The organism is Nocardia sp. NPDC087230 (genome assembly GCF_044744725.1).
In the GTDB taxonomy this organism is placed as follows: Bacteria; Actinomycetota; Actinomycetes; order Mycobacteriales; family Mycobacteriaceae; genus Nocardia; species Nocardia canadensis.
Genome location: NZ_JBIUYV010000008.1, coordinates 139,598 through 154,357 on the forward strand (window position 1 = coordinate 139,598; position 14,760 = coordinate 154,357).

A 14,760-nucleotide genomic window follows, 5' to 3' on the forward strand; every position below is an offset into this window, starting at 1 on the left:
AAACTTACTGCTGCGTTGCCTGTCCCGCGCTCATGTGGTTGACTCACGGCCGAGGCGCGATCAGAAGTGGTCGCGTGGTGGAGCAGTGGGGGATTCCCTCCGGGAAAGGGATAAGCGAAAAGTGAAGCATCGTAAGCCGAGTCGGGCGCAGCGAGCGATGGCCAGCACGTCGTTGCCCCTGGCCGCTGCGGCTGCCGTGGCAACCATTCTCGCGGCTCCGGCCGGCGCGGTCCCCAGTGACCAGCCGACCACTCCCGCGACCCCGGCGCCTGCGCAGCCGGGCACCCAGCAGCCCTCGGAGGAGGCGCCGGAGACCGGCGGCCCCGAGCAGACGCAGCCGGAGACGCCGGAGAACGTGAAGCCGGGCGAGACCAAGCCCGGTCAGACCAAGCCGACCCCGGCCCAGCCGGGCGTCACCAGCCCCGCGCCGGGTCAGCCGGGTCAGGCCACGCCTGCCACCCCGACCCCGAGCCAGCCGGGCGTCACCAGCCCGCGTGTCGCGCCGCTGCCGGTGCCGGGTCAGACCGGCCAGGGCGGCCAGGCGCAGCCGGCCGTGCAGCCGGAGCGCGCGGGCACCACCCCGCAGGAGGAGACCACTCCAGGCCAGCAGGGCACCACGCCCGGCCAGCAGGGCACCACCCCGGGTCAGCCGGGTACCACGCCCGGTGGTCAGCAGTCGCAGGGTCAGCCGTCGCAGACCCAGCCGAGCGTGCCGTCCGATCAGGGCACGGCCACCGAGGGCGAGGGCTCCGACCAGCTCGTGCAGACGCCCACCTGGCAGGCGCCGCACTTCACCGACGCCCCGGCCGCGCCGGTCGTCGAGATGGAGGGCCCGCACCAGGAAGTCGGCGTCTCCATCGACGGCGGCGGCGTGCTGCCCGGTGTGGTCAACACCCACCACTACAACAACGCCTCCGGCTACGTCGGCACTGTCGGCTACCGCACGCCGACCGGTTTCGGTGACGCGGGCGTCTCGGTCGAGTACATCGGCGAGAACTCGGTGAAGGTCACCACCTACAACGGTGGCGACGGCCGGGCCGACAACACCACCGTGACCGTCCTCGACACCACCCAGGCCAACCTGGCCAAGGCGGCGGTCGAGAACTGGATCAAGGCGCAGCCGGGTGGCGCCGCCGCGATCGAAGCGGCCGCAAAGGCTACACTTCCGGTGCCGGGGGAGCTGCTTCAGACGGTGAACGTCGCAGGTGTCACCACCCAGTGGGGTGGCTCGCTCCAGTACTGACACGCAGTACGTCGTGTGGGGCGGTCGGATGGCGACCGCCCCACACGTGTGTCCTGGGGAAAGGATTGGATTTGGGCACCGACGGTGACGACAACGAGCGCGGCGGCACACCACCCGCCGCCGGATTCGGTCCTCCCGTAGGCGATTTCGGGCCGCCCGTCGACGACGTGACCACCGGTTTCGGTGGTCCGCTCGCCGCGGCCCCGCCGCCCGCGCCGCCCGGCGGCCACCCGGAGATGGGCTGGCGACCGGCCGCGCCGCCGTCCGGTCCGGCCGCCGCGCCCGGTCCGTTCGGCGCGCCGATCGCCGGACAGCCGCCCGTCCCGCCGCCGACGATGCCCCCGCGTCCGCCGGTACAGCCCGCCGCGCCCACCTCGGTCTTCGGCGACGCCGTGGCCACCCCGCCGCCTGTGCCGCCGCAGGCGCCCTCGCCGTTCGGCGCCCCCGATCCGCGCATGAGCGCGCCATCGGAAGACCAGACGGTCCGTTTCACCGGTGAACTGCCGCGCCGGGACGGTTCGCCGTTCGGTGACTCGGTGCCGGTGACCTCGGGTCGTGAGCACACCGAGGTGATCCGCCGCGAGCGGCCGACGCCGCGCGCCCAGGCGCCCGTCGACGCCCCCGCCCCCGAGACCGTGCGGGTGCCCGCGCCGGAGCCGGTGCGCGCGCCGATCACCGAGGAGCCCAAGGCCGACGACAAGGCCTGGTGGAACAGCCCCGACGAGGGCGGCGCGGTCCCGAAGCCGCCGTCGGAGCCCGGGTTGTCCTGGGCCGACGACCCGATCGCCCGTCGCCTCGCGCCGAAGACCCCGGTGACGCCGGTCAGCGAGAAGCCGGACATCGACAAGCGCCGCCTGCGCTGGATCATCGGCGGCGCGGCGGCCGCGGTGCTGCTCGTCGTCGCGCTGATCCTGACGATCGCCCTGGTCAAGCGCGGTGGTGGCAGCGACCCCGGCGTGACCGCCGCCCCGATTCCGTCGATCGCCTCGCCCACCGAATGCAAGGCCGTGGCCGAGCAGGCCGTCACCGTCGGCAACGGCCCGGGGGACACCTCGTCCGGCTCGAAGGCCATCCTGGGCTTCCAGTACGCCTTCTACGTCGACCGGTCCGGGGCCAAGGTGCGCGACTACGTGGCGCCGGACGCCGAGAACATCTCCACCGCCGAGACGATCCAGAAGGCGATCGACGAGCTGATCCCCACCGGGTCCAAACACTGCGTGAAGATGCGCGAGACCGCCGTCGGCCGCTACGACGTGGAATTGCGCGAATGGCATCCCGATGGTTCGGCGATCGTCTACAAGCAGGAGATCGTCACCACCAACACCGATGGGAAATGGCAGGTCAAGTCGATTACGGCGCGATAGCGGTCCCATAATCTGGGATCTCTATTTCACATCCTGGCGAACAGTATGCAATCGTGGGATGATTGCGGTTCCGTGGCGTTCCCGGGAGGTTTCCATGTTGTCGACAACTCCAGCACTGGCGAGCAAGCTCGCGGGCCTGCAGAGCTCGGCGATCAGGGACCTGCTCAAGCTCACGGCGCGCGCCGACATCATCAGCCTCGCGGGCGGGCTGCCCGACGCGGCGCTGATGCCGCGCGAGCGCATCGCCGCCGCCGCGCAGGCCGCGCTCACCGACGCCGCGGCCCTGCAGTACACCGAGTCGCCGGGCTGGCCCGCACTCCGTGAGGTGATCGCGGCGCGCGAGTCCGCGCGGATCGGCCGCGCGGTGCCGCTCGGGGAAGTCTTCATCACCCACGGCTCGCAGCAGGCGCTGTCGCTGCTCGCCGAGGTGCTGCTCGATCCGGGTGCGCTGGTGATCGTCGAGGATCCCGCGTATGTCGGTGCGCTGCAGGTGTTCCGGGCCGCGGGCGCGCGAATCGTCGCGGTGCCGCTCGACGGTGACGGCATGCGCGTCGACGTGCTGGAAGACCTGCTCGCCGCCGGGGAGCGCCCCGCCGTCGTGCACACGGTGTCCAACTTCCACAACCCGGGCGGGGTCACGCTGGCCCCCGAACGCCGCCGCCGCCTCGCCGAACTCGCCGAGGCGCACGGCTTCTGGGTCATCGAGGACGACCCGTACGGTGAGCTCTGGTTCGACCGGCCCGCGCCCGATCCGGTCGCGAGCTACTCGCCGCAGGTGATCCGGCTCTCCAGTACCTCCAAGATCCTGGCTCCCGCCCTGCGCGTCGGCTGGATGGTCGCGCCCGACCACGTCTGTCGCGCGGTCGAACTGCTCAAGCAGGGCGCCGATCTGTGCGGCTCGGCCCTCACCCACCAGATCGCCACCGACTTGCTGACCGACACCGATTGGCTTGCCGCCCACGTCGATTCGGTGCGCTCCGCCTACGGCAGCCGGGCCCGTGCGCTGGTCTCGGCGGTGCGCGACACTTTCGGCGAGCGGGTGCGCAGCACCGACGCGACGGGCGGCATGTTCGTCTGGGTCGACTTCACCGACGGCACCGACACCACGGACCTGCTCCCCGCGGCCCTCGACGTCGGCGTGGCCTATGTCCCCGGCGCGGCCTTCGCCGTCTCCGACGCCTACCGTTCGTCGATGCGGCTGTGCTTCACCACCTCGGACGAGGCGACCCTGGCCGAGGCCGTGGCCCGGCTGGGGCGCGCGCTCTGAGTCCTCAGACCCAGCCGTAGGTGCGTTCGACCGCCTTGTTCCATTCGGCGTAGCGCAGGATGCGCTCGTCCTCGGACATGGTGGGCGTCCAGGTGTGATCCGCGGTCCAGTTGGCGCGCAGGTCGTCGAGGCCGGACCAGTAGCCCACGGCCAGGCCCGCCGCGTAGGCGGCGCCGAGCGCGGTCGTCTCGCGGACCACCGGGCGGACCACGGGGACGTCGAGGATGTCGGACTGGAACTGCATGAGCAGGTCGTTGCCGGTCATGCCGCCATCGACCTTGAGCGTGGTCAGTTCCAGATCGAGCTGCTGGGCGCCGGCGTCGGCGCGCATGGCGTCGACGACCTCGCGGGTCTGGAACGCGGTGGATTCCAATGCGGCCCTGGCCAGATGGGCCTTGGTGACGAACCGGGTCAGGCCCGCGATGACACCGCGGGCGTCGGGCCGCCAGCGCGGGGCGAACAGCCCGGAGAAGGCGGGGACGAAGTAGGCGCCGCCGTTGTCCTCGACGCTGCGCGCCAGCGGTTCCACCTCCTCCGCCGAGGAGATGATGCCGAGATTGTCGCGCAACCACTGCACCAGCGAACCGGTGACGGCGATGGACCCCTCCAGTGCGTAGACGGCGGGCTGGTCGCCGAGCTGATAGCACGCGGTGGTGAGCAGGCCGTGCTTGCTGATCACCGGGGTGGTGCCGGTGTTGAGCAGCATGAAATTGCCGGTGCCGTAGGTGTTCTTGGCCTCGCCGGGCGACAGGCACGCCTGGCCGAAGGTGGCGGCCTGCTGGTCGCCGAGAATGCCTGCCACGGGCGCCCCGGCGAACGGTCCCGCGGTGATCTCGGCGTAGACCTCCGAAGAGCTGCGGATCCGCGGCAGCAGCGACATCGGGATGTCGAACTCGGCGCAGATCGCCGAATCCCATTGCAGCGTACGCAGATCCATCAGCATGGTGCGCGAGGCATTGGTGACGTCGGTGAGGTGCTCGCCGGTCAGCTTCCACAGCACCCAGCTGTCCATGGTGCCGAAACAGAGGTCACCGGCCTCGGCGCGGGCGCGGACACCGGCGACGTTGTCGAGGATCCAGCGCAGCTTCGGACCGGCGAAATAGGTGGACAGCGGCAGGCCGGTGCGTTCGGCGTAGCGCTGCGGGCCCTGATCACCGGCGAGTTCGGCGCACAGCTGATCGGTGCGGGTGTCCTGCCAGACGATCGCGTTGTAGACCGGTGCGCCGGTGGCGCGATCCCAGACGACGGTGGTCTCGCGCTGGTTGGTGATGCCGATGGCGGCGAGGTCACCGGCCGAGCAGCCGGCGTTGCCCAGCGCCGCGCCGAGCACCCATTCGGTATTGCGCCACACCTCCGCCGGATCGTGTTCGACCCACCCCGGCTTCGGGAAGATCTGGCGATGCTCCCGCTGCGCGGTCCCGACGATCCGGCCCTGCCGGTCGAAGACGATGCAGCGACTCGAAGTCGTGCCCTGATCGATGGCGGCCACATAGCGACGCATTGATGCAGGCTACCGAACCCCGGACCGGCGACGCTGCCGCTTCGTCGCGAAGACACCGCCGCGCGCTCCCGGCTGTTTTCCGCGCCGAATTCGCTGCCACACCCCGCGGTGAACGTCCCGCGCGCCGCGAAGGCACTACGTTTAGCCTGTACGCAGCGGCGCCGGGACCGTGCACGGCGTCGACCCACTGTCGGGAGATTCCGACCGTCCTCGGTCGGCGGCGAGGAGTCGAGCATGTCGCAGACACCGGAGTTTCCGTTCCTGCGCCCGGGCGAACTGGTCGCGGGCGGTCAGCGGCTCGGACCCGGTCAGCTCGGCCCCGACCAGCGTCGCGCCGCCTGGGAACGACTCGGCAAGGACCAGTTCGACGTGCTGGTCGTCGGCGGCGGCGTGGTCGGCGCCGGTATCGCGCTCGACGCCGCGACCCGTGGCCTGTCGGTCGCGCTCGTCGAGGCCCGCGATCTGGCCTCGGGGACGTCGAGCCGGTCGTCGAAGATGTTCCACGGCGGCCTGCGCTATCTCGAACAGCTCGAGTTCGGTCTGGTCCGGGAGGCGCTGAAGGAACGCGAGCTGGCGCTGTCGACCCTGGCGCCGCATCTGGTGAAGCCGCTGCGGTTCCTGTACCCGCTGACCCGCCGGGTGTGGGAGCGGCCGTACGTGGCCGCGGGCCTGACCCTCTACGACACCATGGGCGGCGCCAAATCGGTTCCGGGACAGCGTCACCTGACCAGGCACGGCGCGATGCGGCTGGCTCCGGGATTGCGCCGGGACGCGCTGATCGGCGGTGTCACCTACTACGACACCGTCGTCGACGATGCCAGGCACACCATGACCGTGGCCCGCACCGCCGCCCACTACGGCGCGGTCATCCGCACCTCCACCCAGGTCGTCGGATTCCTGCGGGAGGCCGACCGGGTCGTCGGGGTGAAGCTGCGCGACACCGAGGACGGGCGCACCGGGGAGGCGCGCGCGAACGTGGTGATCAACGCGACCGGCGTGTGGACCGACGAGGTGCAGGGCCTGTCGCGGCAACGCGGCCGATTCCATGTGCGCGCGTCCAAGGGCGTGCACATCGTGGTGCCGCGCGACCGCATCGTCAGCGACGCCGCGATCATCCTGCGCACCACCACCTCGGTGCTGTTCGTCATCCCGTGGGGCGCGCACTGGATCGTCGGCACCACCGACACCGACTGGAAACTCGACCTCGCCCACCCCGCCGCCACCAAGGCCGATATCGACTATCTGCTCGACCGGGTGAACGAGGTGCTGGTGACCCCGCTCACCCACGCCGACATCGACGGCGTCTACGCGGGCCTGCGGCCGCTGCTGGCCGGGGAGAGCGACGAGACCTCCAAACTGTCGCGTGAACACGCGGTGGCCCGCGTCGCGCCCGGCCTGGTGAGCATCGCCGGCGGCAAGTACACCACCTACCGGGTGATGGCCGCCGACGCGATGGACGAAGCGGCGCAAGACATTCCGGCCCGGGTGTCGCCGTCGATCACCGAGAAGGTCGCGCTGATCGGGGCCGACGGCTACTTCGCATTGGTGAACCAGACCGTGCAGCTGGCCGAGCACTACGGCGTGCACCCGTACCGGATGACGCACCTGCTCGACCGTTACGGCTCGGTGGTCGACGAGGTGCTGTCCCTGGCGGCGGGCAGACCCGAACTGCTGCAACCGATCACCGACGCGCCCGCCTACCTCCAGGTCGAGGCGGTGTACGCGGCCGCCGCCGAGGGCGCGCTGCATCTCGACGACATCCTGGCCCGTCGCACCCGCATCTCGATCGAGTACGCCGATCGCGGCGCGCACTGCGCCGAGCAGGTCGCGCACCTGGTCGCGCCCGTAGTGGGCTGGGACGCCGACGATATCGACCGCGAGGTGACCATGTATCAGGCGCGGGTGCGGGCCGAGATCGAATCACAGACCCAGCCCGACGACATCTCCGCCGACGCGCTGCGGGCGGCGGCGCCGGAACCGCGCCCGCAGCTGCTCGAGCCGGTACCGCAGGAGCGGTGACCGCTAGACGGTGGCCTTCTGCAACGCGCGCAGTTCGACCGCGTTGTGCGCGCAGAACACCTCGACGTCGTCGCCGTGCCCACGCAGCAGTTCGCGCAGCCGCTCCTGATTGTCGATCCGGTCGGACCCGACGGTCTGCACCAGGCGCTCGAACAGCGCGGCGCCGGGTGGCTGGTGCGGGTGCCCGAGATCGAGCTGACCGGGATGGAAGTACGCGTCACCGACCGCGAACTTCCAGCCGGCGCCGGTGTCGATCGCGATGCCCGCGTGGCCGCGGGTGTGCCCGGCCAGCGGGATGATCAGCAGTTCGGCCGGCAGGCCGCGCAATTGGCGCACCGCGCCGAAGCCGAACCACGGCTCACCGAGTTCGTCGTAGCTCGCCCAGCGCGGCTTGTGCTCGAATTGCGCCGTGCGATAACGGAATTTCTCGCGCGGACCGAAATGGCCCTCGAGCGCGCGCAGTTCCTCGCCGTAGACGTGCACGGTGGCCTGGGGGAATTCGGCGAGACCGCCCGCGTGGTCGAGATCGAGGTGGGTGAGCACGATGTCGGTGACGTCCTCGCGGCGGAAGCCCAATGCCTCGATCCGGCGCGCGATGGTGCCCTCGAGCTCGAGGACGGGACGGGTCAGCCGGATGAAGCGGCGGCCGAGCCAGGCGTCGGGACGGCGCACCGCGCCTTCGCCGATGCCGGTCTCGATCAGTACCAGCCGGTCGTCGAGTTCGACGAGGACGCAGTGGCAGACCATTTCGGCTCGGCGGGCGAGGCCGCCGACGCCGTCGAGCAGACGGCCGCCGAAAGGACGCATGGTGCCGCCGTCGAGGTGGTGCAGACGCATCAGGAGAGCTCCTGTTCGAGGGTGGCGCGCAGGTGGTCGGCCACCGCGCGCAGAGGGGTGAGGTCACGTCGGGTGCGGGCGAGCAGGAGTGCGCCTTCGAGCATGGCCAGGGCCACCGTGGACAGCTGGTCGGCGCGGTCGTCGGGAATTCCCTTGGCGCGCAGGAACTCGTCGATGGCGGTGCGCCAGGAGTCGAAGCCGGTGACGCAGGCTTCGCGGATCGGTTCGCTGTCGACGCCCGCGTCGAGGGCGATGGTGGCGATCGGGCAACCGCGCTGGAAGTCCGAGTCGGTCAGCATCGTGGCGAGGGCGGCGAAGACGCCGTCGATATTGCCGGCCGCGAGCGCGTCGGTGAGCAGCGTCCGCAGCGTGTCGGACGACTGGGCGATGGCCTCGGCGGCGAGCTGTTCCTTGCCGCCGGGGAAGTGGAAGTAGAACGAGCCCTTGGGCGCGCCGCCCGCGCTGACCAGCTGATTGACGCCGGTGGCGTGGTAGCCCTGGGTGTGGAACAGGTCGGCGGCGGCGTCGAGGAAACGCTGCCGGGAGTCCGTGCGTGGGGTCACCGGCTCAGCGTAGCTCGAATATGACGACCGGTCTAGTTAGTTGGTTCGGGTTGGCAGCGAGGACAGAAGTAGATGCCGCGTTCACGCCGGGTGATGCGATCGGCGGGGTCGTCCTCGCCGAGCAGCCGCGAAACGATCGCGGTGCCGCAGCGCGGGCAGGGGCGGCGGGTGCGTCCGTAGGCCATCGCGCGCCAGGGCGGCTGGTGCGCGGCCTTGCCGAGCACGCGGTGGGACTCGTCGACCAGGGCGGGCAGGTCGCCGATGTCACCGACCGGGGTCGCGGGGTGGACGCGGCGCAGGAAGCAGATCTCGCTGCGGTAGATGTTGCCGATGCCCGCCAGGTTGCGCTGATCGAGCAGGGCCAGGCCGATGGGGCGGCGGGGATACTCGCTGATCCTGCGCAGGGCCTCGGCGGCGTCCCAGTTCGGGCCGAGCAGGTCGGGACCTAGGTGATCGATGACGGTGTGTTCCTCGGCCCGCGGCAGCACCTGCACCTTGCCGAGTTCGAAGCCGACCGCCTCGAACTCGTCGTTGGCCAGCACCAGCCGGGCGGTGACCGGCGGTTTCGTCCAGCGCTGGCCGTGGTGGAAGATCCGCCAGACACCCTCCATCTTCAGATGGGTGTGGATGCTCACGCGGTCGGTGCGGATGAACAGGTGCTTGCCGTAGCTGCCGACCTCGGTGACCAGGTCGCCGACCAGGTCGACCGTCGCGTATCGGGGCACCCGGAAGTCGCTGCGGGTGAGGGTGCGCCCGGCCAGCGCGGTCCGCAGGCGCTCGGCGGCGCGGAAGACGGTGTCGCCCTCGGGCATCCGGCTACACCTGCCTGCGCAGCCGCAGGCCGCGCGGGGTCATCGAGAACCCGGACTCGACCAGGACATCGGCGAAGGTGTTGCCGTGCACGGTCTCTCCGTTGATCTTGTCGATCACCAGGCCGTCGACCCGGCGATCGTGCACCAGCCCGGCCAGCGCGGTCGCGGCCAGCCGCCGCAGTCCGGGGTCCTCGGTGAAGCTGAGCAGGGTCTTGCCGCCGCGCTCCACGTACAGCACCAGCTCGCCGCCGACCAGCACCACCAGGGCGCCCGCCTTGCGGCCGGGCCGGTGGCCGCCCTCGGCGTCACCCTTCGGCCACGGCAGCGCGGCGCCGTACGGGTTGGCCGGATCGCAGGAGGCCAGGGCCACCGCGACGCCGGGCTGGGTGGCGGTGCGGTCGGTGTCGAAGGAGCGCAGCCGGTCGACGGTGTCGGTGGTGGAGAACTGCGCGCCGCCGAGCGTGTCGACGAAATAGCCACGGCGGCAACGACCGCGGTCCTCGAACTCGGTGAGCACTCGATACATCAGCGCGAAACCGCCGGGCACGCCCTCGTTCTGGACCGACCCCCGGGTCAGCACGCCGTAGCGTTCGAGGAGTTGATCGGCGGTGGCGTGGGCGCGCAAGGTGTTGTCCTGCACCCGTTCCGGCAGGATCGACCAGCGCCCGGCCAGAGTCGGCGGACCGCTGCGGGTCGGCATCGCCGGGCGCGGCAGGTAGGCGCGGCCGCGGGGAGCCCGGCGCGGGGTGCGATGGGCGGTGGTGCTGCGGGCGGTGCCGGAGAGCAGAGCGCGCACGGGGGCGAAGGTGTCGCCGGAGACGTAACCGGCCCACACCAGCTGCCACAGCGCCTCGCCGACGGCCTTGTCGTCGAGCAGGCCGGTGGCGTCGGAGAGCTGGCGGAAGAAGTAGGCGCCGCCGCCGTGCAGGGTGGGCGGTAGGCGGCGCGGGGAATCCGGGCTCGCGGGCACGGCGGCCGGATCGCCTGCGTCCGCGCGGGGCGTGCGGTCGCCATGGGTGGTGAGGTGGGCGGTGGGCGGATCGGTCGGCCCGGCACCGGATCCGGCGGGCCCGGAGGCCGCCGGTGCGTCCAGGTCGACCGTGGGTGGTTGCGCGGCGCGCGGCGGCCACGGCTCCAGCGGTGCGCCCAACGCCGCCAGGAGGCCGAGCTGGAGGTCGGTGGGATCGATGTCGTCGGGCGGCGGCAGGGTGAACGGGGCCTGGTCGGCCAGGTGCAGCGCGATCCAGCCGTCGCGGGCGGTGATCGCGCCGTGCCCGGACCAGATCACCTCCCCGCTGGCCATCAATTCGTCCAGCATGGCGGGGGAGTAGTCGCGCACGCGCATCGGCAGGATCAGCGATTCCCAGGCCGACGCCGGAATCGGCACGCCCGCGAGCTGTTCCACCACCGTGGCGACCCCGTCGATTCCGCGCAGCTCACCGGAACCGACGTGCTGCCAGGCAGGGAGGAAGCGGCCGAGCGCGGCGGTCGACACCGGCTCGACTTCGTGCCGTGCGGCAGCCAGCGAGCGGCGGCGCAACCGGCGCAGCACCTGCGCGTCGCACCATTCGGTGCCAGCCGTCGCGGGCGTGAATTCGCCCTCCACCACCCGTTTCTCGGCCAGCAACCGATGCAGCGCGGTGGCCGCGACCGCCGAGCCGAGGCCGAAGCGCGCCGCGACATCGGCGGTGCTGAACGGTGCGTGGGTGCGGGCGTAGCGGCCGACCAGGTCGCCGAGCGGGTCGGGGACGGGTTCGATGAACGCGGCGGGCACCCCGATCGGCAGCGGCACCCCGAGCGCGTCACGCAGGCGGGCGGCGTCCTCGATCGCCACCCACCAGGTGCGGCCCGCGAAGGAAACCTCCAGCGCGCGATGGGCGTGCCGGAGTTCCGCGAACCAGGTCGGTGCGTCGGAGTCGGCGAGCACGTCGGTGTGCGCGGCGGCCGAGTCAGCGGCCTCGGCGATCGGCAAGGCGAGGTCCGCGGCCGCATCGGGCCGGCCTGCCTCGACGGACGGGCTTTCGAGCGCGGAAGCTGGTGTGTCACCGCGCCGCACGCAGCGGGCGGCGGCTTCGGCGGGGGTGAGCGGGCCGAGCAGGCGCAGCAGGTCGGCCAGGCCCTCGGCGTCACGGGCCCAGCGTTCGGGGGTGAGGCGCTGGAGTTCGCGTTCGGTGAGGGTGATGACGGCGGGGTCGAGCAGTTCGCGCAGTTCGACGCGGCCGAGGAGTTCGGCCAGCAGGCTCGAGTCCAGTGCCAGGGCGGCGGCGCGGCGCTCGGCCAGCGGGCTGTCGCCGTCGTAGAGGAACTGGCCGATGTAGGAGAACAGCAGGGCGTTGGCGAACGGGGACGGGCTGGCGGTCTCGACATCGATCAGCCGCACCTCGCGGCGGGCGAGCTTGGTCAGCAGCTCGCGCAGGGACGGCAGGTCGTAGACATCGCGCAGGCATTCGCGCACGGTTTCCAGCAGGATCGGGAAATCCGGGAATTTGCGTGCCACATCCAGCAATTGGGCCGAGCGCTGTCGCTGCTGCCACAGCGGTGCGCGCTTGCCCGGGTCGCGGCGCGGCAGCAGCAGCGCCCTGGCCGCGCACTCGCGGAAGCGGGAGGCGAACAGCGCGGAGCCGCCGACCTGCTCGGTGACGATGTCGTCGATCTCGTCGGGTTCGAAGGCGAACAGTTCGGCGCCGGGCGGGTCGTCGGTGGTGTCGGGCAGGCGCACCACGATGCCGTCGTCGGACGCGGTCGGCGCCGCGTCGATGCCGAAGCGTTCCTGGAGCCGGGCCCCGACGGCCAGTGCCCACGGTGCGTGCACCGGGGTGCCGTAGGGGGAGTGTAAGACCAGTCGCCAGTCCCCGAGCTCGTCGCGGAAGCGCTCCACGATCAGGGTGCGGTCGGTGGGGAGCTGGCCGGTGGCGGTGCGCTGCTCCTCGAGCAGGCCGACCATGTTCGCCGTCGCGTTCTGGTCCAGGCCCGCGGTGCGGACCAGCTGTTCCAGCCGGGCGGCGGCGTCGGGGGTCTGCGCGCGCTTCGTCGAACGCGCGCGGGCGGACTTCTGCACGCCGCCGTTCGCCGCGGGCTCGGCGAGCGCGGAGGACGTCATCGAATTGTCCTGTGACGCAGCAGATCCGGGCGGCCGGATGCCCATGTCCGCGACGATCCGGGACAGGTCGTCGGCCGACACCTGACCCGCCGTGCGCACGAATTCGCCCAGGGCGGTGCCCAATTCGGCCGGACGACCCAAACTGTCGCCGTGCCAGAACGGCAGCCGGCCGGGCAGTCCGAAGGCGGGCGAGACCAGCACCCGGTCGAAGGTGATCTCCTCGATCCGCCAGCTGGTCGCGCCGAGCGCGAAGACGTCGCCCACGCGCGACTCGTAGACCATCTCCTCGTCGAGTTCGCCCACCCGGGAAGCCTTCTCGCCCACCATGAACACCGCGAACATGCCGCGATCGGGGATGGCGCCGCCGGAGGTGACGGCGAGGCGTTGCGCGCCGGGACGGCCGGTGAGGGTGCCCGCGTCGCGGTCCCAGACCACGCGCGGTCGCAGTTCGGCGAACTCGTCGGACGGGTAGCGGCCCGCCAGCAGGTCGAGCACGGATTCGTAGGCCGAGCGGGGCAGGTTCGCGTAACTGCCGGTGGCGCGGACGATATCGAACCAGCCGTCGACATCGATCGGTTCGAGCGCGCAAGCGGCCACCGTCTGCTGGGCCAGGATATCGAGCGGATGCGCGGGGATCTGCAGCATCTCGATCTCACCGGCCAGCATCCGCTGGGCCGCGACGGTGCAGTGGATGACATCGGTGCGGTGCTTCGGGAACAGCACGCCGCGCGAGACCTCGCCGACCTGGTGCCCGGCGCGGCCGACTCGCTGCAGCCCGCTGGCCACCGACGGCGGCGCCTCCACCTGCACCACCAGATCGACCGCGCCCATGTCGATGCCGAGCTCGAGGCTGCTGGTGGCCACCACGCAGCGCAGTCGGCCGCTCTTGAGGTCGTCCTCGATGAGCGCGCGCTGCTCCTTGCTGACCGAGCCGTGGTGGGCCCTGGCCAGCAGCTGGTCGGCGCCGTGGATCACCTCGGTGGACGGGCCGAGCTGGGCGGGTGGCGCGTGCTCGGTGTCCACCGGCTCGCCCAGCCTGGCCGCGTAGGCCTCGTTGAGCCGCGCGGTCAGCCGTTCGGCGAGCCTGCGCGAGTTCGCGAACACGATCGAGGACCGGTGCTCGAGCACCAGGTCGACAATGGCCTCGTCGACGTGCGGCCAGATCGACCCCGGCTGCTCGGAATCGCCCGGATCGGTCATGTCGGCCACCGGGACGCGCACCGACAGGTCGAAGGTCTTCGGCGCGGGCGGGCGCACGATGGTGATCGGCGCCGAGCCCACCAGGAATCGGCCGACCTCCTCGGGCGGGCGCACCGTCGCCGACAGGCCGATCCGCTGGGCCGGCCGCTCGGTCAGCTGATCCAGCCGGGCCAGCGACAGGGCCAGGTGCGCGCCGCGCTTGGTGCCCGCGATGGCGTGCACCTCGTCGACGATCACCGTGCCGACCTGGGCCAGGCTCTCCCTGGCCGCCGAGGTGAGCAGCAGGAACAGCGACTCCGGCGTGGTGATGAGGATGTCGGGCGGCGTGCGCTGCATCGCCCGCCGCTGCGCGGGCGTGGTGTCGCCGGAGCGCACCCCCACCGAGATCTCCGGCGGGTCCAGCCCCAGTCGCTTCGCGGTCTGCGTGACCCCCACCAGTGGCGCCCGCAGATTCCGCTCGACATCCACCGCCAGCGCCTTGAGCGGCGAGACGTACAGCACCGACGTCCCGCGCGGCGTCCCCGGTTCCGGTGCGGGCCGGGTCGCCAGCCGATCGATGGCCCACAGGAACGCGGACAGCGTCTTCCCCGACCCGGTGGGCGCGACGACCAGCGTGTGCTCCCCGTCGGCGATCGCCTGCCACGCCCCGAGCTGGGCCGACGTGGGCCCGGCGAAGGCCCCGTCGAACCACTGCGCGGTAGCGGGCGAGAACCGATCCATAGCGTTCAGTGTGCACCGCCCCACCGACAAGCCCCTGGACGCTAGCAGCGCGGTCACGTTTGCCGTCTGTAGCCGACGGGATTACCGTTCCCCGGGGATGGACGGGTGACCGGAACCCGTCACCGGGGACATTC

General features: G+C 71.7%; 9 protein-coding genes. 4 read left to right on the plus strand and 5 right to left on the minus strand.

The window, feature by feature from the left end; all coding sequences use genetic code 11:
• The first annotated feature begins 157 nt into the window (after nt 1-157).
• The 3 genes from ACIO52_RS24940 (at nt 158) to ACIO52_RS24950 (ending at nt 3,874) form a co-directional block, all read left to right on the plus strand.
• Nucleotides 158-1,243 (plus strand): hypothetical protein, encoded by a 1,086-nt coding sequence (locus ACIO52_RS24940; RefSeq protein WP_255587498.1) that lies wholly within the window; start codon nt 158-160, stop codon nt 1,241-1,243.
• A 71-nt stretch (nt 1,244-1,314) separates the two neighbouring features.
• A complete protein-coding gene (locus ACIO52_RS24945; RefSeq protein WP_402647167.1) occupies nt 1,315-2,607 on the plus strand; it encodes a hypothetical protein in 1,293 nt (430 codons plus the stop codon).
• Nucleotides 2,608-2,701: 94 nt separating this feature from the next.
• Entirely contained in the window at nt 2,702-3,874 is a 1,173-nt protein-coding gene (locus ACIO52_RS24950; RefSeq protein ID WP_316573637.1) for a PLP-dependent aminotransferase family protein, read from the plus strand.
• A gap of 4 nt (nt 3,875-3,878) precedes the next feature.
• Here the strand turns inward: ACIO52_RS24950 and glpK are convergent, their stop codons facing one another.
• Complete coding sequence (gene glpK, locus ACIO52_RS24955; protein WP_316573638.1) at nt 3,879-5,375, minus strand: glycerol kinase GlpK; 1,497 nt, start codon at nt 5,373-5,375, stop codon at nt 3,879-3,881.
• A 234-nt stretch (nt 5,376-5,609) separates the two neighbouring features.
• On the opposite strand from glpK, the gene glpD reads away from it, so the two are divergent.
• On the plus strand, nt 5,610-7,394 hold the full coding sequence (glpD, locus tag ACIO52_RS24960) for a glycerol-3-phosphate dehydrogenase (RefSeq protein ID WP_255588468.1): 1,785 nt from the start codon (nt 5,610-5,612) through the stop codon (nt 7,392-7,394).
• Nucleotides 7,395-7,397: 3 nt separating this feature from the next.
• Here the strand turns inward: glpD and ACIO52_RS24965 are convergent, their stop codons facing one another.
• Genes ACIO52_RS24965 through ACIO52_RS24980 form a run of 4 tightly spaced genes read right to left on the minus strand, consistent with a single transcriptional unit; the run spans nt 7,398 to nt 14,626 of the window.
• Nucleotides 7,398-8,231, minus strand: coding sequence for an MBL fold metallo-hydrolase (locus ACIO52_RS24965; protein WP_316573640.1), 834 nt, complete (start codon nt 8,229-8,231; stop codon nt 7,398-7,400).
• Nucleotides 8,231-8,794, minus strand: coding sequence for a TetR/AcrR family transcriptional regulator (locus ACIO52_RS24970; protein WP_402647172.1), 564 nt, complete (start codon nt 8,792-8,794; stop codon nt 8,231-8,233). The genes ACIO52_RS24965 and ACIO52_RS24970 overlap by 1 nt, the downstream gene beginning before the upstream one ends.
• Nucleotides 8,795-8,826: 32 nt before the next feature.
• On the minus strand, nt 8,827-9,606 hold the full coding sequence (locus ACIO52_RS24975) for a DNA-formamidopyrimidine glycosylase family protein (RefSeq protein WP_218720901.1): 780 nt from the start codon (nt 9,604-9,606) through the stop codon (nt 8,827-8,829).
• 4 nt (nt 9,607-9,610) lie between these two features.
• Complete coding sequence (locus ACIO52_RS24980; RefSeq protein WP_402647177.1) at nt 9,611-14,626, minus strand: DEAD/DEAH box helicase; 5,016 nt, start codon at nt 14,624-14,626, stop codon at nt 9,611-9,613.
• Nucleotides 14,627-14,760 lie beyond the last annotated feature (134 nt).

Excerpts from the sequence above, each read along its gene's own strand:
- ACIO52_RS24940 (WP_255587498.1), top strand. The coding sequence starts at position 158 with ATGGCCAGCACGTCGTTGCCCCTGGCCGCTGCGGCTGCCGTGGCAACC.
- ACIO52_RS24950 (WP_316573637.1), top strand. The coding sequence starts at position 2,702 with ATGTTGTCGACAACTCCAGCACTGGCGAGCAAGCTCGCGGGCCTGCAG.
- glpK (WP_316573638.1), bottom strand. The coding sequence starts at position 5,375 with ATGCGTCGCTATGTGGCCGCCATCGATCAGGGCACGACTTCGAGTCGC.
- glpD (WP_255588468.1), top strand. The coding sequence starts at position 5,610 with ATGTCGCAGACACCGGAGTTTCCGTTCCTGCGCCCGGGCGAACTGGTC.
- ACIO52_RS24965 (WP_316573640.1), bottom strand. The coding sequence starts at position 8,231 with ATGCGTCTGCACCACCTCGACGGCGGCACCATGCGTCCTTTCGGCGGC.
- ACIO52_RS24975 (WP_218720901.1), bottom strand. The coding sequence starts at position 9,606 with ATGCCCGAGGGCGACACCGTCTTCCGCGCCGCCGAGCGCCTGCGGACC.
- ACIO52_RS24980 (WP_402647177.1), bottom strand. The coding sequence starts at position 14,626 with ATGGATCGGTTCTCGCCCGCTACCGCGCAGTGGTTCGACGGGGCCTTC.